The organism is Sphingopyxis sp. 2PD (assembly GCF_005503695.1).
Classification (GTDB): domain Bacteria; phylum Pseudomonadota; class Alphaproteobacteria; order Sphingomonadales; family Sphingomonadaceae; genus Sphingopyxis.
The window spans coordinates 15714-32178 of the sequence record NZ_SCMU01000005.1; the positions used below are offsets into that span (position 1 = coordinate 15714).

At 66.0% G+C, this 16465-nt stretch carries 20 protein-coding genes and 1 other RNA gene; 10 read left to right on the plus strand and 11 right to left on the minus strand.

Annotated features, from left to right (window positions below; translation table 11 throughout):
- Positions 1-36: 36 nt before the first annotated feature.
- From FFS18_RS17410 to FFS18_RS06330, 4 genes are all read right to left on the minus strand, one after another.
- Positions 37-192: a hypothetical protein gene (locus FFS18_RS17410; RefSeq protein WP_168452449.1), complete on the minus strand. Its 156-nt coding sequence runs from the start codon at positions 190-192 to the stop codon at positions 37-39.
- A gap of 78 nt (positions 193-270) precedes the next feature.
- Positions 271-667: RNase P RNA component class A (gene rnpB, locus FFS18_RS06320), an RNA gene on the minus strand.
- A 436-nt stretch (positions 668-1103) separates the two neighbouring features.
- Positions 1104-2891, minus strand: coding sequence for a sensor domain-containing diguanylate cyclase (locus FFS18_RS06325; protein ID WP_137870222.1), 1788 nt, complete (start codon positions 2889-2891; stop codon positions 1104-1106).
- Positions 2892-2980: 89 nt separating this feature from the next.
- Entirely contained in the window at positions 2981-3592 is a 612-nt protein-coding gene (locus tag FFS18_RS06330; RefSeq protein ID WP_120215786.1) for a TetR/AcrR family transcriptional regulator, read from the minus strand.
- Positions 3593-3678: 86 nt separating this feature from the next.
- On the opposite strand from FFS18_RS06330, the gene FFS18_RS06335 reads away from it, so the two are divergent.
- Entirely contained in the window at positions 3679-5121 is a 1443-nt protein-coding gene (locus tag FFS18_RS06335; RefSeq protein WP_137870223.1) for an 8'-apo-carotenoid 13,14-cleaving dioxygenase, read from the plus strand.
- Here the strand turns inward: FFS18_RS06335 and FFS18_RS06340 are convergent.
- Together FFS18_RS06340 and FFS18_RS06345 are read right to left on the minus strand one after the other, a co-directional pair.
- A complete protein-coding gene (locus tag FFS18_RS06340) occupies positions 5042-5902 on the minus strand; it encodes an NTP transferase domain-containing protein (RefSeq protein ID WP_137870224.1) in 861 nt (286 codons plus the stop codon). The two genes, FFS18_RS06335 and FFS18_RS06340, sit on opposite strands and share 80 nt — an antisense overlap.
- Positions 5899-6927: a D-alanine--D-alanine ligase family protein gene (locus FFS18_RS06345; protein WP_137870225.1), complete on the minus strand. Its 1029-nt coding sequence runs from the start codon at positions 6925-6927 to the stop codon at positions 5899-5901. Before FFS18_RS06345 ends, FFS18_RS06340 begins: the two co-directional genes overlap by 4 nt.
- A gap of 109 nt (positions 6928-7036) precedes the next feature.
- On the opposite strand from FFS18_RS06345, the gene FFS18_RS06350 reads away from it, so the two are divergent.
- Positions 7037-8263, plus strand: a complete 1227-nt coding sequence (locus FFS18_RS06350; RefSeq protein ID WP_137870226.1) for a hypothetical protein — start codon at positions 7037-7039, stop codon at positions 8261-8263.
- Positions 8264-8375: 112 nt separating this feature from the next.
- On the opposite strand, the gene rplL is transcribed toward FFS18_RS06350, so the two are convergent.
- A complete protein-coding gene (gene rplL, locus FFS18_RS06355; protein ID WP_120218100.1) occupies positions 8376-8747 on the minus strand; it encodes a 50S ribosomal protein L7/L12 in 372 nt (123 codons plus the stop codon).
- A 59-nt stretch (positions 8748-8806) separates the two neighbouring features.
- A complete protein-coding gene (rplJ, locus tag FFS18_RS06360; RefSeq protein ID WP_120215781.1) occupies positions 8807-9322 on the minus strand; it encodes a 50S ribosomal protein L10 in 516 nt (171 codons plus the stop codon).
- Between the two features lie 409 nt (positions 9323-9731).
- Here rplJ and FFS18_RS06365 point away from each other — a divergent pair, with 409 nt between their 5' ends.
- The 5 genes from FFS18_RS06365 to FFS18_RS06385 all read left to right on the plus strand — a co-directional run bounded on the left by FFS18_RS06365 (position 9732) and on the right by FFS18_RS06385 (position 12174).
- Positions 9732-10340 (plus strand): PadR family transcriptional regulator, encoded by a 609-nt coding sequence (locus FFS18_RS06365; protein WP_137870227.1) that lies wholly within the window; start codon positions 9732-9734, stop codon positions 10338-10340.
- Positions 10340-10660 (plus strand): DUF2218 domain-containing protein, encoded by a 321-nt coding sequence (locus tag FFS18_RS06370; RefSeq protein ID WP_137870228.1) that lies wholly within the window; start codon positions 10340-10342, stop codon positions 10658-10660. Before FFS18_RS06365 ends, FFS18_RS06370 begins: the two co-directional genes overlap by 1 nt.
- Before the next feature lie 318 nt (positions 10661-10978).
- Complete coding sequence (locus FFS18_RS06375) at positions 10979-11503, plus strand: DUF2975 domain-containing protein (RefSeq protein ID WP_137870229.1); 525 nt, start codon at positions 10979-10981, stop codon at positions 11501-11503.
- Positions 11503-11712 (plus strand): helix-turn-helix domain-containing protein, encoded by a 210-nt coding sequence (locus FFS18_RS06380; protein ID WP_120215778.1) that lies wholly within the window; start codon positions 11503-11505, stop codon positions 11710-11712. The genes FFS18_RS06375 and FFS18_RS06380 overlap by 1 nt, the downstream gene beginning before the upstream one ends.
- Positions 11713-11913: 201 nt before the next feature.
- Complete coding sequence (locus FFS18_RS06385) at positions 11914-12174, plus strand: TFIIB-type zinc ribbon-containing protein (protein ID WP_232014917.1); 261 nt, start codon at positions 11914-11916, stop codon at positions 12172-12174.
- A 102-nt stretch (positions 12175-12276) separates the two neighbouring features.
- Here the strand turns inward: FFS18_RS06385 and FFS18_RS06390 are convergent, their stop codons facing one another.
- The 3 genes from FFS18_RS06390 to FFS18_RS06400 all read right to left on the minus strand — a co-directional run bounded on the left by FFS18_RS06390 (position 12277) and on the right by FFS18_RS06400 (position 14752).
- The gene (locus FFS18_RS06390) at positions 12277-13677 is read right to left on the minus strand and encodes an amino acid permease (protein ID WP_137870230.1); all 1401 of its coding nucleotides are present in this window, start codon (positions 13675-13677) and stop codon (positions 12277-12279) included.
- Between the two features lie 141 nt (positions 13678-13818).
- The gene (locus tag FFS18_RS06395) at positions 13819-14460 is read right to left on the minus strand and encodes a YoaK family protein (RefSeq protein WP_137870231.1); all 642 of its coding nucleotides are present in this window, start codon (positions 14458-14460) and stop codon (positions 13819-13821) included.
- A gap of 4 nt (positions 14461-14464) precedes the next feature.
- Positions 14465-14752 (minus strand): 4a-hydroxytetrahydrobiopterin dehydratase, encoded by a 288-nt coding sequence (locus tag FFS18_RS06400; RefSeq protein WP_137870232.1) that lies wholly within the window; start codon positions 14750-14752, stop codon positions 14465-14467.
- A 51-nt stretch (positions 14753-14803) separates the two neighbouring features.
- Here FFS18_RS06400 and FFS18_RS06405 point away from each other — a divergent pair, with 51 nt between their 5' ends.
- Genes FFS18_RS06405 through FFS18_RS06415 form a run of 3 tightly spaced genes read left to right on the plus strand, consistent with a single transcriptional unit; the run spans position 14804 to position 16457 of the window.
- Positions 14804-15232: a metallopeptidase family protein gene (locus FFS18_RS06405; protein ID WP_137870233.1), complete on the plus strand. Its 429-nt coding sequence runs from the start codon at positions 14804-14806 to the stop codon at positions 15230-15232.
- Positions 15229-15813: a heme ABC exporter ATP-binding protein CcmA gene (gene ccmA, locus FFS18_RS06410; RefSeq protein WP_137870234.1), complete on the plus strand. Its 585-nt coding sequence runs from the start codon at positions 15229-15231 to the stop codon at positions 15811-15813. Before FFS18_RS06405 ends, ccmA begins: the two co-directional genes overlap by 4 nt.
- The gene (locus tag FFS18_RS06415) at positions 15810-16457 is read left to right on the plus strand and encodes a heme exporter protein CcmB (protein WP_137870235.1); all 648 of its coding nucleotides are present in this window, start codon (positions 15810-15812) and stop codon (positions 16455-16457) included. Before ccmA ends, FFS18_RS06415 begins: the two co-directional genes overlap by 4 nt.
- Positions 16458-16465: the final 8 nt, after the last annotated feature.

Below are 16465 nucleotides of genomic sequence, written 5' to 3' on the forward strand. Positions count from 1 at the left end.
CGCGGACAATGTAGGAAAGCGGAAAGTCGCGGCTGCTCAGGGTTGCAGCAGCGCCGGGACAATCCAGATCGCCGAGAGGACGATCACCACCGCGATCAGCGAAAAGCCCAGCACATAGCGGACATTGTGACCCTTGACCCCGCCGCTGGCTTCGGTCTCGGTCACTTCGACATGGTCATCGACGACTTTCATGGTGCATTTCCCTTTCAACTGGTCCGACATAGAACGCGGGCGGCGCACGGGCGTTCCGCGCGCCGCGTTGGGGAGAATGTTGCCAGAGGGTCTGTAAGCCGGGTTCTGTCCACCCCGTTTCCGGGGATGGGCGATCATTCCTCTAGGCGAATGGTTACCCATACGCTCAAGCAGTCAACCCGGACGGCGGGGCCGGAACCAGCCCTGGAATTGCTCCCGTGCCATCCCTATTCGACCTTGCTCCCGGTGGGGTTTGCCGTGCCGCGTCCGTTACCGTCCGCGCGGTGCGCTCTTACCGCACCCTTTCACCTTTCGCCGGGCCAAAGCCGTGGCGGTTTGCTCTCTGTGGCACTTTCCCTGAACCGGTCCTTCGGACCGGTCCGCCGGACGTTATCCGGCACCGTGATTTCCGTGGAGCCCGGACTTTCCTCCCCCGGCAGGATACCCCACCGGCGGCGATCGCCCGACCCTCTGGCAGCGGCGAGTATAGCGCGAATGAAAGGCGATGACGAGCGATTGTGGAAAGGGGTGGTTTGGGATGGGAAGCGGACGGAGCCGATCCTCCCCGGAACGGGGAGGGGGACCAGCGAAGCTGGTGGAGGGGCACCATCGGTTTGCCTTGCCGCCGAAGTCGTGCTCTACCGCTATGCTCCCGGAAAGTTGGGTTCTTTCAGCGCAGCGCAGCGCAAACCGCCGGTGCCCCTCCACCACCCTTCGGGTGGTCCCCCTCCCCCGTTGGGGGAGGATCGGCTATGTCCGCAATTGGTCGACTTCGGACGTGCCCGACCTCTTCTCTTCCGTCATCCCGGCGAAGGCCGAGATGACGATGACATAAATGTCGTGCTTCGATCGCTTCCACTCCACCGCCACCACCCGCACTCCGCGGACGGCAACCACCGCCTGCGCCACCCTCACGCCGCCATGCGCAGTCGGTTCCGTCCCTCGCGCTTTGCGGTGTACAACGCCTTGTCGGCGCGCTGGAGCAGGTCTTCGATGCTGGCCTCGCCCGCATAGACCGCCAGCCCGATGCTGACCGTCACCCTGGGCAGGCCCGCCACCGCGCCTTCGGCGTCGGCGTGGACCGCCTTGCGCACCCGTTCGGCGACCAGTTCGGCCGACAGCGCGCTGCGGCCTTGCAGCACGCAGACAAATTCCTCGCCGCCATAGCGCCCGACCATATCGTCGTCGCGCAGCGATGCCTTGGCGCGCTGGCCGACGCGGCGGATCACTTCGTCGCCGGCGGCATGGCCGTGCACGTCGTTGATCGCCTTGAAATGGTCGATGTCAAAGATCGCGACCGCCAGCGGCGCGCCATCCTGTTCTGCCCGCCGCATCGCCTGATCGAGGAAGCTCAGCGTGCGGCGCCGGTTGGGCAGCCCGGTCAGCATGTCGGTGTTGGCCACCCGCTCCGCCGCGCTGCGCGCCGATTCCAGGATGCGCGCATTTTCGACCGTATCGGTGACGTCCTGCACCGTCCCGAAAATACCGATCGCCTTGCCGCCGCGGCCCATTTCGATCGACCCGTGCGATTTGACATGCCGGATTTCGCCGTCGGTCCGCTTTATCCGGCCCTGAAACACGAAAGGCTCGCCCGACCGGACCGCTTCGGCCAAAATCTTTTGCACCGCCACCCGGTCCTCGGGCAGATATTGCGAGACGCTATATTCGACATCGACCGCGGTGCCGGGTTCCAGCCCATGGACGCGGTACGTCTGGTCCGACCATTGGATCGTCCATTCCGCCAGGTCGACGCGCCAATGCCCGACCAGCGCCGCGGCTTCCGCCTGGAGCAGCCACCGATTGCTCTGCTCCAGCCGCTTCGCCAGCCGCCGCTGGACGACCAACAGCGCCGCGAGCGGCAACGCGATGAACAGCATCGTCACCAGATAGAATTGCAGGAACAGCACCTCGACCTTCTGGCTTTCGTCCATCGCCGCGATCGGGCCATGCCCCTGCCCGGTCAAAAGCGACGCGATGAGCGCGACGATCAACATCCCCGCCGCGGCGCCGAACGGCCCCAGGCGATAGGCGGCGATGATCAACGCGACGCACGGCAGGAAGGTCACGGGAAAGTCGGACTGCGAAAAGGATGCGCCGGTCACAAATGCCGCGACGGTCAGCAGCGCGATCGCTTCGACCTTCATCGCGGTCGGCACCTTGTTCACCGCGTTCGACGCGATCATGCGCGCCAGCATGACGATCGGCGGGGTGACGATCAGCATCCCGAGTGCAACGGTCGTCATCCACGACAGAAAGAAGTTGAAGCCATTGCCCGTCAACAGCATCGCGATTCCGGCGCTGGCGGCGCTGGCGGCAAAGGCGGCGGCGCAAAAACGCCCGACCGCCCGGGGGACCATGAACGACATCTCGCCGCGTTCGTGCCGCCGGATCAGCCACAGCGCGATCGTCGCCTCGGCGGCGTTGGCGACGGTGTAGGCCGCCGCGGCCCCGGCCCGGATCCCCTCCACCATATTGGCACCGACACTGGCCGCGGCCATCGCCAGAAAGGCGGGGATGCGCGCCTGCGTCGGCATCAGCAGCAACAGCGCGAGGAAATAGCCGCTGGGCGGCCAGACGGCGGCGATATTGTCCGCGCCCTTGGTCGCATGAAGCGCCAGGCTGGCGAGCAGAAAATAGCCCGTCGCGGTCAGGAGGAACCAGAAGACCGCCTCAACTCGGGGGGACAGGGGCCGGGTCATCGCCCCAACTAACCGAAAAGAGGGAAAGAAACCGCTAACATGTTGCCGCTTGCCTCCCCTTTTGTCGCGCGATCAGGTCGCGTCGGCGCTCAGTCGATCCCGCCAAAAGTCAAACCGACCACTTCTTCGACCATCGCTTCGTCCCACTCCAGCCGCCGGTCGAGGATCAGCATCGCCAGCCCATGGACCAGCGCCCAAGCGTGCAACGCCGCTCTATCGGGGTTTTCGACCCCCGGCAACGCTTCGCCGACGCCCGCCCGCAGCAGGTTATAGGCAACTTCGCCGCCGTCGCCGCCAACATTGGCATGGCGCGCCGACATCTGCCGCGTGAAACTCAGGCGGAACAATGCGGGCTCGTCGTGGGCAAAGCGGACATAGGTCGTCCCCGTCGCCTTGAACCCGTTGCGCCCGCCGCCGGCCTTCAGCCACGCCTGCGCCTGCCGCGCACCCAGCCGCCGCAGCCCTTCGTCGGCGAGCGCGTCGAGCAATGCCTCCTTGTCCGGAAAATGGCGGTAAAGCGCGGTTGCGCTGACCCCGACGTCGCGCGCAAGCGCCCGCAGGCCCAGCTCGCCGTCGTCGCCCGCCTCCAGCCGTTTGAGCCCCGCCGCGATCACCGCCGCGCGCAAGTCGCCATGATGATAAGCGCCCGCTGCCTTCGCGCCGTCGCTTTTTATGTTGACGCTGTTATCTTGATCGATCATGTTGTCACCGTAAACATTCCGAGTCGTCGGCGCAATCCCCTCCACGCCGTGCGGCACTTTCGCCAACATCCGTAAGGAGCAATAGCATGGCAAGCAACGTCGAAACCCTGATCCGCGGCGCCGTCGTCAAAGGGATTGGCAAAGTCGCCGATTTCAACCGCAAGCGCCTGCCCCGTCCCACCGACGCGCATCCCTATCTCACCGGCATCCATAAACCGATGACCGAGGAGTTGACGCTGGAGGAACTGCGCGTCGAAGGCGAAATCCCCGCCGCCCTCACCGGCCGCTATCTGCGCAACGGTCCGAACCCCGCGATCGCGCCAGACCCCGCCAGCTATCACTGGTTCACCGGCGCCGGGATGGTCCATGGTATCCGCATCGAAGGCGGCAAGGCCGACTGGTACCGCAACCGCTGGGTGCGCGGCAGCGAAGCGTGCGAGGCGCTGGGCGAAGAACTGCCCCCCGGCCCGCGCGCCGATCGCAACGACGCCCCGAACACCAACGTCGTCGGGCTGGCGGGCCGCACCTTTGCGATCGTCGAAGCCGGCGGCAAGCCGGTCGAGCTCGGCTATGAGCTCAATACGATCGCGCATAATCCGTTCGACGGGACGCTGGTCGGCGCGTACACCGCGCACCCGCACCACGACCCGGTCACCGACGAGGTCCATGCGATCACCTATCGCGGCGACGAACCGAACAAGGTCTGGCACGTCGTGCTCGACAAGGATGCCCAGGTTATCCGCGAGGAAGCGATCGCGGTCAGCGACGGTCCGTCGATCCACGACTGCGCGATCACCCGCAATTATGCCCTGGTATTCGACCTGCCCGTCACCTTTTCGATGAAGATGCTGCTCGCGGGCTATCGCTTCCCCTATGCCTGGAACGAAGCGCATCCGGCGCGCGTCGGCCTGCTTCCGCGCAAGGGCAGCGGCGACAGCATCATCTGGGTGCCGGTCGAGCCCTGCTATGTCTTTCATCCCGCCAACGCCTATGAGACCGCCGACGGCAAAGTCATCGTCGATGTGGTGGCGCATGACACGATGTTCGCGAGCTCGAAACGCGGCCCGGACAGCGAGCGGTCGCGGATGGAGCGCTGGACGATCGATCCGGCAGCGGGCACGACCACCCGCGCGATCATTTACGACCACCCGCAGGAATTTCCGCGCTACGACGAGCGACTGACGACGCAGCCCTATCGATATATTTATTCGGTCGCGCTGCCCGACCGCGCGACGACCGAAATGGAGATCGCCGATACCCGCCTGTTTCGCCACGACCTGCAAAGCGGCACCACCGCGATCCACGATTTCGGCCCAGGCCGCCACCCCGGCGAGTTCGTGTTTGTCCCGCGCGGCAGCAACGGCGCCGAGGACGACGGGTGGCTGATCGGCCTGGTCGTCGACATGAAGGACGAAACGACCGCGCTCGTCATCCTGAACGCCGATGATTTTACCGGGTCACCGCAAGCCGTCGTTCATCTGCCGCATCGGGTTCCGCCGGGTTTCCACGGCAATTGGGTCGCGGACTGACCCCGCCGCGACGTGCCAGCAGCGCTTCGGTCACGCCGAGCGAGCGTTCATTGTCGACATCGATCGCCGTCGCCCCGTTGCTGACCAGCAACGGGGCGATTTCGACGTTCATGTGACGCGAAATGCGCGCGAAAATATGGTGGATCGGCCCCAGCCCGAAACGAAAGCGGAGCAGGTTGATGAGCCCGAACGCCTGCATCACCCGCAGCGGCCTTTTGACAAACTGACCGCCGCCACGAAACGCCTCGGTCGCCCTGAGCGCGCCCGGATGGGCAATCCAATAGGCGTTGCAGTTCGATACCGCGACGTCGGCAAACTCGTAAAAGCGCCGCTGGCCTTCGGGATGTACCGCCAGCACATCGTCGCGCCGCGCCAGCGCCACCCCTGCCTCGATGTCGAGCCGCGCGGCTTCGGCGGCAATCTCGGCGATCGTTTCGGGGGTCAGCAGGCAATTGTCGGCGGTCGTCACCAGCAACGGAAAGGCCGCGACGCCCGCGACCGCAAGCACCGAGTCCGCCAGATTGTTCGCCGCCGGGACGATGATCAGGCGCTTGCCCAACGATGCGACGACCGGATCGTCGAGATCGGCCAGTAAATTCACGTGATGTGTCGACACGAAAATCTGCCGCGCGTCGCTCGCCGCGGCGGCGCTCAGCACATGCGCGATCATCGGTCGGCCCGCCACCGGGACAAGACATTTGTCGGCGACGCCATGCGCGACGGCCAGCGGATCGGGCGTCCCCGGTCGGCGCCCCGCAAGGATCAGGACCGCGCCCGTCATGCCGCGTCGCGCCGCGCCATCGCGGGCCCGATCTGGCGGATCATGCTTTCGGCAACGATGGTTTCGACCAGCGCCGCATGGGTGAAGCCCGCAATCACTGCCGAACGCGCGAACAGCTTTTCCGACCACAGGTTGCAGTTGAGATTGACCTCGAGCAGTCGGACGTCGCCGGTCGCCTGATCGACGCGAAATTCGAACCGGCCATAATCGAACGGGCAAAACACGTCGGCCATGCGGCGGGTATATTCGGCCACCTGTCGGCTGATCAGCGGATCGTCGAAGCGTTTGATGCAATATCCGACCTGCCCGACCAGATCGCGCTTTTCCTGATAGGTACGCAGCTGCGCCGGGTCGGCCTGCTCGAAAATCATCATCGGCAGCATCGCCGGTTCGCCATCCAGGGTGATCACCGGCACTTCGATGTCGCTGCCGTCGATGAAGGGCTCGACGAGCGCGTCATGGTCGAGCGCGTGGATTTCGGCAATCGAGCGCGCCAGTTCGGTGCGGTCATGCGCATCGCGAACGCCCCATGACGCCGAGCTGTTGTTGGGCTTGATCACCCAGCGCCGCGCGGGCGGACACCGCGCGACATCGACCGGCGCGCCGCGACGAAACAGCGCCCATGGCGCCGTCGGCACGCCGCGCGCCGCCGCCTCCAGCTTGGTCAGATGCTTGTCGTCGGAAAGCCCGCGCACGATCGGCGAAGCGCCGAGATAGGGCAGGCCATGCTGGTTGCAGAGCAGGGGCAACAACATTTCCGAATTGAAGAAGCCGCCGCGATTGAGCAGCGGAAAGACAAAATCAGCCGCGGGCCGATCGAACAGCGCAGCATAGCTGTCGGCGATCAGCAATTCGACGCCCAGCCCCTCCAGCGTCTCGCGCATTTCGCGATGATACAGCGCATGATTGCCGTCGTCGGCGTGGAGTCCGCCGGTCCAGCGGGCGTGCTTGGCGATGAACAACAGGCGCTGTGTTTCGCGCAGGCGATCGGGCAGCCGGGTGGGCGCAAGGTCGGTCGTTTTCATGGGCGCGCCTGACCATGCGGGGGTTGCGCGGTGATGACGAATTGGTGACGATTGATGACCGGGAAATGCAAAAACAGTGTCACACTCGCCAACAAGGCACGGAAAATCAGTGGATTATGCTCCGCCGTACCAATCTTCCAGAACCGTGCGGCTGACCGCAAAGCCGGTCGTTACCCACGATCAATCGGGCCAGAATCTTCGCCGCGCCGCCCGACCGCCACGGCTCGTCGCGGAAATCCGCGCGTTGGCGCAGCGCTTTTCGAGCGCGGTTCGTTCCTCCTTCACTATGATGAAGAATATCGCCCTCTCCCGCCCCGCCACGAGCGCGATTGCCGCGTTCCTGGTCCTGTCCACCCCCGCCGCTTTCGCACAGGAAGCGCCGACCATCACGATGACCCCGCCGGTCACCGCGCCGACCGCGCCGACGCCGCAAACTCCGCCGACGGTCGCTGAGCCGAGTACGCCAGCGCCGGCCGCTGCACCGCAGGCCGCGCAGCCCGCGGCACCGGCGCCGGTCATTCGCGTACCGCTTGAAATCGAACCTGCCGAAACCACCCCCGCGCCGCGCGCCGCCGAACGGGCAGAAGCGCCCGCACCTGCTCGCCCCGCACAGCGCGCGCGCTCGGTCGCTGCCGCACCTGTGGCTGCTGCGCCGGTCGCGACGCCCGTTGCGGACACGGCGCCGACCGCCGAACTGGCACCGCTCGCCGCGCCGATGGCCGCGCCCGCCGAACCGGTGATCCAACCCACTTCGACGCCCGCCGAACCTGCACCCGCGGCGAGCGGCGAGTTTCCGTGGGAAATCGTTGGCGGGGCCGCCGCCCTGCTGGTGATCGGCGGCGCCGGGCTCGCTTTCGCGCGCCGCCGTCGTCACCCCGCCGACGACATGGCTTATGCCGAGGTCGTCCGCGACGCGCCGATCGAGCGGACCGCTGCGAGCACGCCCATTGCGGGCGAAGGCCAGCAATGGGTAAGCCCGGCCTATGCGCCGCGCACGCCGGAAGTGGCAGCGCCGCGCACGACGCCCGCCTTTGCCGCCGCGCCGAGTGGCAGCATGGGGCGCCATGAAGCGATGGCGATGGCCGGTCCCACCCCCGAAAATCCGTTCGTGACGCTGTCGAAGCGGCTGAAGCGGGCGCGTTTCCTCGATCGCCAGGAACGCCTGGCCTATAATGAAACGCTCGGCGCGCAGAAGGATATGACGCGCAAGCCGGTCAGCGCCTGGGAAATCGCCCAGCGCCCCGAACCCGCGATGCAGCAGCAGGACGTCCGCCGTCCGGAAGCAGCGCGTCCGCGCACGACCACGACGTTTCGTCCGGGTTATTCGAACGGCTGAACCAGCCTCCTGCGGTAGTCCCTCACCGCACAAAAAAAGGGCGGTGCCTCGCGGCGCCGCCCTTTCTTTTTTCCGTCACCGGCCGGAATATCCGACCGGATCCGCCAACCGATTACTTCAGTTCGACGGTGCCACCGGCGGCAACGATCTTGGCCTTCAGCTCTTCAGCTTCAGCCTTGCTCACGCCTTCCTTGAGCGCCTTCGGTGCGCTTTCGACCAGCGCCTTGGCTTCGCCAAGACCCAGGCCGGTGATCGCACGGACTTCCTTAATCACGTTGATCTTGTTGCCGCCGTCACCCGTCAGGATGACGTCGAATTCGGTCTGCTCTTCAGCAGCCGGGCCAGCAGCGGCAGCAGCCGGAGCGGCAGCAACAGCAGCAGCAGCCGAAACGCCCCACTTTTCTTCGAGCATCTTCGACAGGTCAGCCGCTTCGAGGACGGTCAGCGACGACAGTTCTTCAACGATCTTTGCGAGATCAGCCATGTTCATTCTCCATCAGAACCGGGACGCACCCGGCATTAAGTTTCAATAATAGTTCGAAATCACGCTGCTTCTTTGGCGGCATATGCGCCAAAAACCCGCGCCAGCTGACCAGCCGGAGCTGCGGCGATCTGCGCAACCTTGGTGGCCGGAGCCTGCACCAGACCGATGATCTTGGCGCGCAGCTCGTCGAGCGAGGGAAGCGAAGCCAGCGCCTTCACGCCATCCACGTCGAGCACCACGTCGCCCATGCCGCCGCCAACGATTTCAAGCTTGTCGTTGGTCTTGGCAAATTCCACCGCGATCTTCGCCGCCGCGACCGGGTCGGTCGAGGTGGCAAGCGCAGTGGGGCCGGTCAGCAGTTCGCCGATCCCGCCATAGGACGTGCCGTCGAGCGCGATTTTGGCAAGACGGTTCTTCGTGACGCGAAAATCGGCTCCTGCATCGCGCATCTGCTGACGCAGCACCGTCGACTGGGCGACGGTCATGCCAAGGTTGCGGACGACCACAACCGCGGCAGCTGACGACAGCGTAGCGTTCAGCGAGGATACGGCTTCGGCCTTTTCCGTACGATCCATGCCTATACTCCACTCTGTGCCCGGATCCGCGGGCGCCGAAACGCACACGCCGCCGGGCGGCTAACACACGCAAATGCCGATGCGAGCCAAGGCTCGCCTGCAATCGCGCAACGATGTCCGAAGGGGTCGGTCAAGACGCGTCGCCTGAACATGCAGGCGGGCGACCGATAAAGACTGTTCCCCGTCTCGGCTGGAAATTAAGCAGGGCAAATCCCCTGCACCAACTGTCTCGGACGGAATTGCCGCAGGCGAACCTGCGACAACACGGGGGCGCTAATAGCCGGAAACCGCCGGAAGTCAAGGCAGCGGGCGGGAAGTTGACGAAAGTGTCGCACAGCGCGCCGTCGCAAGCTTGCAAAATTCGTTTTAAGATATATCTTAGACACATCACGAATCACACAAAGGAAGAATGATGATGTTTTATGCAAAGATCGCGGGCCGCGGCTGCGGCGGGCGGCACGCAATGCACCGCGGCGGCGGACGCGGGTTTGGCCATGGTTTCGGGCATGGCTTTGGCGGGCGACGCGGCGGCGGTGGCCGGGGTGAGCGCGGCGGCCGACAGCGCATGTTCGACAGCGGCGAACTGCGGCTGGTGCTCTTGAAGCTGATCGCCGACGAACCGCGCCACGGATATGACCTGATCCGCCAGATCGAGGAGCTGACCGGCGGCGCCTATGCGCCCAGCCCGGGAGTGATCTATCCGACGCTGACCCTGCTCGACGACATGGGCCAGATCGCGGCGCAGCAGAGCGAGGGCGCGAAAAAGCTGTTCGCAATCACCGAAGCCGGGCGCACCGAACTGGAAACCCATGCCGACGTTGTCGCCGCGGCGATCGCCCGCCTGACCGCGGTCGGCGAAGAAACGCAGCGCACCGATTCGACGTCGGTCCGCCGCGCGATGGGCAATTTGCGCCAAGTGCTGATGGACCGGCTGAGCGACCGCGACCTCGACAAGGCCGCGCTGCACGACATCGTCGCGCTGATCGACGAAGCCGCGCAAAAGATCGAGCGGCTATGATGACGGTCAGCGCCACCGCAGCGGTGCCGACCGCGCATGCAAGCAAATATCTGCAACAGCTGTGCAAGCATTGGCAGCATAATCTGGCGGTCACCTTCAACGCCGAGCATGGGACGGTGACCTTTCCCAAGGATGCGCGCGGAGCCGACTGGCCGGGCGACGGCCTGGCGACCTTCGACGCGGGACCAGACACGCTTTCGGTCCGCATCGACGCGAGTGCCGTGGGGCAGCTTGAAGGATTGAAAGGCGCCGTCGCACGCCACCTCGACCGGTTTGCGTTCCGCGAGCCGCCGCTGCCGTTCGATTGGCGGGAGGCTTGAACCCTTCCCTATCGTCATCTCGGGCTGAACGTCGACACTCATCCCCTGACGGCAAGTGATGGGCTGCTCCCCGGCGAAAGCCGGGGTCCGGAGCGTTCCCACACAGGCGTTGCATTCGGACGCCCTAGGCCCCGGCTTTCGCCGGGGAACAGATATGTGGTCGCGAGAGCCAGACCCCCGGCAAGCCTGAGGTGATCGGGAAAACCGGGCCGACCGTATACCCGCACCCCCTCCATATCGTTTTTCAATATTATTGATTGACGATAAATCCGAATCGCGATATATCGTTCTTCGATAATCACGCTATTGGAGAACGATATGCCTACGACCAACCCCACCCTGTTCCGCGCCACCCACGGCCTGCTCTGGCTGATGCTGGCGCTGGTCGCCGCCGCCGCGCTCATCGTCGCCGGCGTCGCCATCGCGCTGGTCGTCGCCTGGCCCGACGTGATGGCCGAAATTCGCACCATGCCCGAATTTGTCGACATCACGACAATCCGCTTTCCGCTGGGCATCCTGATGCTGTTGCTGATCGCGGTGCTGGGCGTTGCCGCCTATATCCTGCGCCAGTTGCAGGCGCTGGTGACCAGTGCGTCGCGCGATCCCTTCATCATCGACAATGCGGCGCGGCTGCGGCGGATCGGCTGGTCGCTGGTGACCATCCAGGTGCTGGCCCTGCCCGTCCACTGGACTGCGGCCAACATCGCCAGGGCCGGAAGCGAATTCAGCCAGATGGGCGGCCTTTCCATCGGCAGCCTGCTGTCGATCCTGCTCGCCTTTGTCCTGGCGGCGGTATTCGAACAGGGCGCCGCGATGCGCGGCGAGCTGGAAGGAACGGTGTGATGGCGATCGTCGTGAAACTGGATGACCTGCTGCACGCCAAGCGGATGACGCTGACCGACCTGTCCGAGCGGATCGGAATCACCCTGGCCAATCTGTCGATCCTGAAAACCGGCAAGGCAAAGGCGATGCGCTTTTCGACCCTGGAGGCGATCTGTACCGAGCTGGAATGCCAGCCGGGCGACCTGTTGGCGTTCGAACCCGAACGCTGACCGCGCCGCCAGCCCGACCCTTGACCCCGCTCCGCCCCCCGTCGGAGCGGGGTTTCTTCGTCTTGGAAGCGGAACGCGAATCTGCGATCGTGCGTTGAACGAGGCAGCGGATCTGCGCCGCCTTTTTCGCAACCGACGAAAGGAAAATCTGTGACCGATGCCCAAGGGCTGCTGTGCCCGACCTGCCGCGTGAATCTGACGATGTCCGAGCGCCAGGGGATCGAGATCGATTATTGCCCGCAATGCCGCGGCGTGTGGCTCGACCGCGGCGAGCTCGACAAGATTATCGAGCGCAGCGAAGCCGCCGCCCCGGCCCCGCGCGCGTCGGCCCCGCCGCCGCCCCAGCCGTCCTATCAACAGCAGCCGCAATATCGCGAGCATGGCCATGACGACCGCTATTATGGCGGCAAGCCCTACAAGAAGAATTACAAGAAGAGTTTCCTGAGCGAATTGTTCGACTAAAGGCCGTCGCCCCAGCGAAGGCGGGGGCCGCTGTCGGTCCACTCAGCAGCGCAGGACAAGGCGGTTAGCGGCCCCCGCCTTCGCGGGGGCGACGCCTGTTGATCACGCCACCACGGCATTCCGCCGGGCATAGAGGAAATAAACCCCCAGCCCGGCGACGTTCCACACCAGGAACCACAGCTGCGTCTGCATCGGCAGGCTGAAGAACAGATAGATACAGCCGACGATCGCACCGAGCCCGATCACCCATGGCATCGGGGCGCGGAAGGTACGCGGGGCGTCGGGGGCGCGGACGCGCATGATCAGCATGCAGATCGCGACCGCGGTGAACGCTGCGAGCGTGCCGGCATTGGCGAGCGCCGCCAGTTCGCCGAGCGGGATGAAGCCCGCGAGCACCGCGACGACGATCGCGGTGAAGATGGTAATCCGCACCGGCGTGCCACGCGCCGACAGTCTGGCAAGGCTGGCGGGGAGCAGCCCGTCGCGCGCCATGGTGAAGAAGATGCGGCTCTGACCATAGAAGAAGGCGAGGATCACGGTGGGCAGCGCGATGATCGCCGACACCGCCAGATATTGCGCCGCGAGCGGACTGCCGAGTTCGCGCAGGATCAGCGCCAGCGGTTCGGGGCTGTTGGCGAAGCGGGTGTAGGCGATCGCCCCGACCGCGGCGACCGCGACCGCGATGTAGATGACGACGCACACAAACATCGATCCGACGATCCCGATCTTGAGATCGCGGTCGGGGTTGCGCGTTTCCTCGGCCGCCGTCGCGATCGCGTCGAAGCCGTAGAAGGCGAAAAAGATGATCGCGGCGGCGGCCATGACTCCGCGTTCGACGCCGTCCGGCCCCATATGCTTGGCAAAGCCATAGGGGCTGAAGGGTTCGAGATTGGCGGCGTTGAACGCGGGGAGCGCGACGGCGACAAAGATCACCAGCGCCAGCACCTTGACCAGCACGAGGATGGCGTTGAGCGTCGCGCTCTCGCGCGTGCCGACGAGCAGCAATCCGGCGACGACCGCGATGATCGCGATCGCGGGCAGGTTGACGATGCCGTCCAGCTCCGGCCCCTGCATGAGCGCCATCGGCACCCCCGCCCACGCCTCCAGCAAGGGCGCGGCATAGCCCGACCAGCCGACCGCAACGGCGCTGACCACGAGCGAATATTCGAGGATCAGGCTCCACCCGACGACCCACGCGATCAGTTCGCCGATCACGACATAGCTGTAGGTATAGGCGCTGCCCGACGCGGGAATCATCGTCGCCATTTCAGCATAGGCGAGCGCGGCGCAGGCACAGATCAGCCCGGCGATGGCAAAGGACAGGATGACCGCGGGACCGGCCTTGTCGGCGCCGACGCCGATCAGCGTCAGGATGCCGGTGCCGACGATCGCCCCGACACCGAGTGCGATGAGGTGCGGCCAGCCGAGCGTGCGCGCGAGCGCGTGCTGCCCCTCCTGCTGTTCCGGGACGATCGGTTTGCGACGCAGCAGGCTGCCAGACATGCGGACCCCTCTCCTAAAGGAAAAATTTTTCCTGCCTTTTAGACCGGTGTGGGACGAGCGCAAGATGCGCCGTCCGAATTGCTGTCGCCGACCCGCCTGGCTCGGCAAGCGCATCGTTTTGCGGCCATTATCGGGCGCCCGCTATCCGGCGTCGCGGACAATCCAGCCCGCGCGGGCGGCGAGCAGCGCCGCCATCATGACGGCAAAACCATAGGCGAGCGGCGCCGACCAGATGACGGCGCGCGCGCCGAGCAGCGCGCCGCCGACGAGCGCCGCCCACAGGCCCAGATGATGCAGCCAGCGGCGATCCCCCTCCCCGCGCAGGGCGTTGGCGATCTTTTGCCCCATCTGGACCAGCGTCCCGGTCATATAGGTGACCCCGATCACCGACCCGTCGCGCCCCGCAACCGCGGCATTGGCGACCCCCATCGCGAGCGCGAGCGACAGGATCGCGCTCCATTCCTCGCCCTCGAGCCGCAGCAGCGTGGCGATCGCCAGCAGGATGGTGACGCCGATCAGCACCGCAAGCGAGCGCCGCCGCCCGGCCTGCGCGCCGACCAGCGACCCCGCGACCACGCCAAAAACGAACGTGGCGATGATGATCGCGGCGACCAGCGCGGCATGTTGCCCCTCGGCCAGCCCGACCGCGAGCCGGGTCGAATTGCCGGTCATGAAGGAAACGAAAAAGCCAGCCGATTCGACGAATCCGATCGCATCGACGAACCCCGCAAGGATCGCCACCCCGACCGCGAGCAATTGGTGCGAGGGGTCGAAACGGAGCATGGAATCAGAGCAACCGTTCGATCGCTTCGGCGAGCCTGGCGTCGCGCTCCGACAATCCGTCGGCATCGTGCGTCGTCAGCAGGATGTCGACGCGGTTATAGACGTTCGACCATTCGGGATGATGGTCCATTTTCTCGGCGATGATCGCGACGCTGGCCATGAAGCCGAACGCCTGCGCGAAGTCGTCGAAGGTGAAGCGGCGGGTGATCGCATCGCGCACCGGTTCGTGCGTCCAGTCGGGGAAGCGGGCGAGCAAGGCGGTGCGGGCGTCGTCGTCGAGTTTCTGGACCATCTGGTTTCTCCCGCTGGTAAAGGCCGTGCCGCCGCCATAAGGAAGGGCGCGATGAGCGACAAGACCGCCCTTCCCGATTTGCCAGCCGGCTGGACTGGCGTCTCGCCCGACGCCGACGCGATGTTCGCGATGGCCGAGGCGGCGCTGGCGACGATGCCCGCGGTGTTCCTGCCGCATATTCAGGGCGTCGTCATCGCAATCGAGGAGTTTGCCGACGACGAGGTGCTGCGATCGCTCGACATCGAGCATCCCTATGACCTGACCGGCCTGTACGAAGGCCGCCCGCTGACCGAGCGCAGCGTCAGCGAAAGCGGCGGGATGCCCGACCGCGTGACGCTGTACCGGGTGCCGATATTGGTCGAGTGGATCGAAACCGGCGAGAGGCTCGAGTGGCTGGTGCGCCATGTGCTGATCCACGAGATCGGGCATCATTTCGGCTTCAGCGACGATGATATGCACGCGCTGGAAGATATGGCGTGAGTGCGCTTTTGCAGCTTGATGGGGTGGCGTGCATTCGCGGCGACCGGCTGCTGTTTGAAAATCTGTCGCTGGCGCTGGCACCCGGCGAGGCGCTGTGGCTGCGCGGGCCGAATGGCGCGGGCAAGTCGAGCCTGATCCGGCTGGCGGCCGGGCTGCTGCGTCCCGCCGCGGGGACGGTCGAGCGCCGCGGGCGTATCGCGCTGATCGACGAGGCGGCAGCGCTCGACGCCGAACTGCCGCTCCGCCGCGCGCTCGATTTCTGGGCGCGCGTCGATACCGTCGATGGCCATGCGGTCGACCGCGCGATGGCGGCGATGGCGCTGGAACCGCTCAGCGAGGTGCCGGTGGCGATGCTGTCGACCGGGCAGCGCAAGCGCGCCGCGATGGTGCGCGTGATCGCAAGCGGAGCGCCGATCTGGCTGCTCGACGAGCCCGCCAACGGGATGGACGATGCGGCGCAGGCGCGGCTGGTCGCGGCGATCGCGGCGCACCGCGTGAATGGCGGCGCGGTGTTGCTGGCGTCGCATTTTGCGCTGGGGGTACCCGATTTGGCCGAGCTGGATATGGGGGCGGTGGCGTGACCACCCTTATCGCCCTGTTCTGGCGCGACCTGCGGCGGGCGTGGGGCAGGGGGGCGCTGTGGCTGCCGGTGCTGTTCTTCCTGCTCGTCGCGACCGCCTTTCCCTTTGCGGTCGGCCCCGACGCGCCGCTGCTGCGCCGCGCGGGCGGCGGGATGGTGTGGGTCGCGGCGTTGCTCGCGGCGTTGCTGCCGATCGACCGGCTGGTGCGGCCCGACCGCGATGCCGGCGTGATCGACCAGCTGGCGGTGCGCGGGATCGCCGACGAGGTGGTCGCGGCGGTGAAGATTCTGGCCCACGCGATCGCGTTCGGATTGCCGCTGATGATCGCGCTGTTCCCCGCGGCGGCGTTGCTGGCGCAGGATGCGGCGCGGGTGGAGTTGCTGGCGGTCGGCATTGCGATCGCGGTCCCGGCGCTCGCCTCGCTCGCGGTGCTGAGCGCGGCGCTGACCGCGGGGCTGAAGAGCGGGAGTGCGATCGGCGGGCTGCTGGTGCTGCCGCTCGCGGTGCCGCTGCTGATCTTCGGCGCCGGGATGCTCGACCCGTCGGGACGCGGGGCGATCAAATTGCTGGCGGCGACGAGTTTGCTGCTGACGATGATCGGGCCGTTTGCGGCGGGGGCGGCGATGCGGGGGCTGAGGGAGTGAGAGGGCGG

Bases quoted from the DNA above. Each gene is read 5' to 3' on its own strand.
- FFS18_RS17410 (WP_168452449.1), bottom strand. From the start codon at position 192: ATGAAAGTCGTCGATGACCATGTCGAAGTGACCGAGACCGAAGCCAGC.
- FFS18_RS06325 (WP_137870222.1), bottom strand. From the start codon at position 2,891: ATGACCCGGCCCCTGTCCCCCCGAGTTGAGGCGGTCTTCTGGTTCCTC.
- FFS18_RS06330 (WP_120215786.1), bottom strand. From the start codon at position 3,592: ATGATCGATCAAGATAACAGCGTCAACATAAAAAGCGACGGCGCGAAG.
- FFS18_RS06335 (WP_137870223.1), top strand. From the start codon at position 3,679: ATGGCAAGCAACGTCGAAACCCTGATCCGCGGCGCCGTCGTCAAAGGG.
- FFS18_RS06340 (WP_137870224.1), bottom strand. From the start codon at position 5,902: ATGACGGGCGCGGTCCTGATCCTTGCGGGGCGCCGACCGGGGACGCCC.
- FFS18_RS06345 (WP_137870225.1), bottom strand. From the start codon at position 6,927: ATGAAAACGACCGACCTTGCGCCCACCCGGCTGCCCGATCGCCTGCGC.
- rplL (WP_120218100.1), bottom strand. From the start codon at position 8,747: ATGGCTGATCTCGCAAAGATCGTTGAAGAACTGTCGTCGCTGACCGTC.
- rplJ (WP_120215781.1), bottom strand. From the start codon at position 9,322: ATGGATCGTACGGAAAAGGCCGAAGCCGTATCCTCGCTGAACGCTACG.
- FFS18_RS06365 (WP_137870227.1), top strand. From the start codon at position 9,732: ATGATGATGTTTTATGCAAAGATCGCGGGCCGCGGCTGCGGCGGGCGG.
- FFS18_RS06370 (WP_137870228.1), top strand. From the start codon at position 10,340: ATGACGGTCAGCGCCACCGCAGCGGTGCCGACCGCGCATGCAAGCAAA.
- FFS18_RS06375 (WP_137870229.1), top strand. From the start codon at position 10,979: ATGCCTACGACCAACCCCACCCTGTTCCGCGCCACCCACGGCCTGCTC.
- FFS18_RS06380 (WP_120215778.1), top strand. From the start codon at position 11,503: ATGGCGATCGTCGTGAAACTGGATGACCTGCTGCACGCCAAGCGGATG.
- FFS18_RS06385 (WP_232014917.1), top strand. From the start codon at position 11,914: ATGTCCGAGCGCCAGGGGATCGAGATCGATTATTGCCCGCAATGCCGC.
- FFS18_RS06390 (WP_137870230.1), bottom strand. From the start codon at position 13,677: ATGTCTGGCAGCCTGCTGCGTCGCAAACCGATCGTCCCGGAACAGCAG.
- FFS18_RS06395 (WP_137870231.1), bottom strand. From the start codon at position 14,460: ATGCTCCGTTTCGACCCCTCGCACCAATTGCTCGCGGTCGGGGTGGCG.
- FFS18_RS06400 (WP_137870232.1), bottom strand. From the start codon at position 14,752: ATGGTCCAGAAACTCGACGACGACGCCCGCACCGCCTTGCTCGCCCGC.
- FFS18_RS06405 (WP_137870233.1), top strand. From the start codon at position 14,804: ATGAGCGACAAGACCGCCCTTCCCGATTTGCCAGCCGGCTGGACTGGC.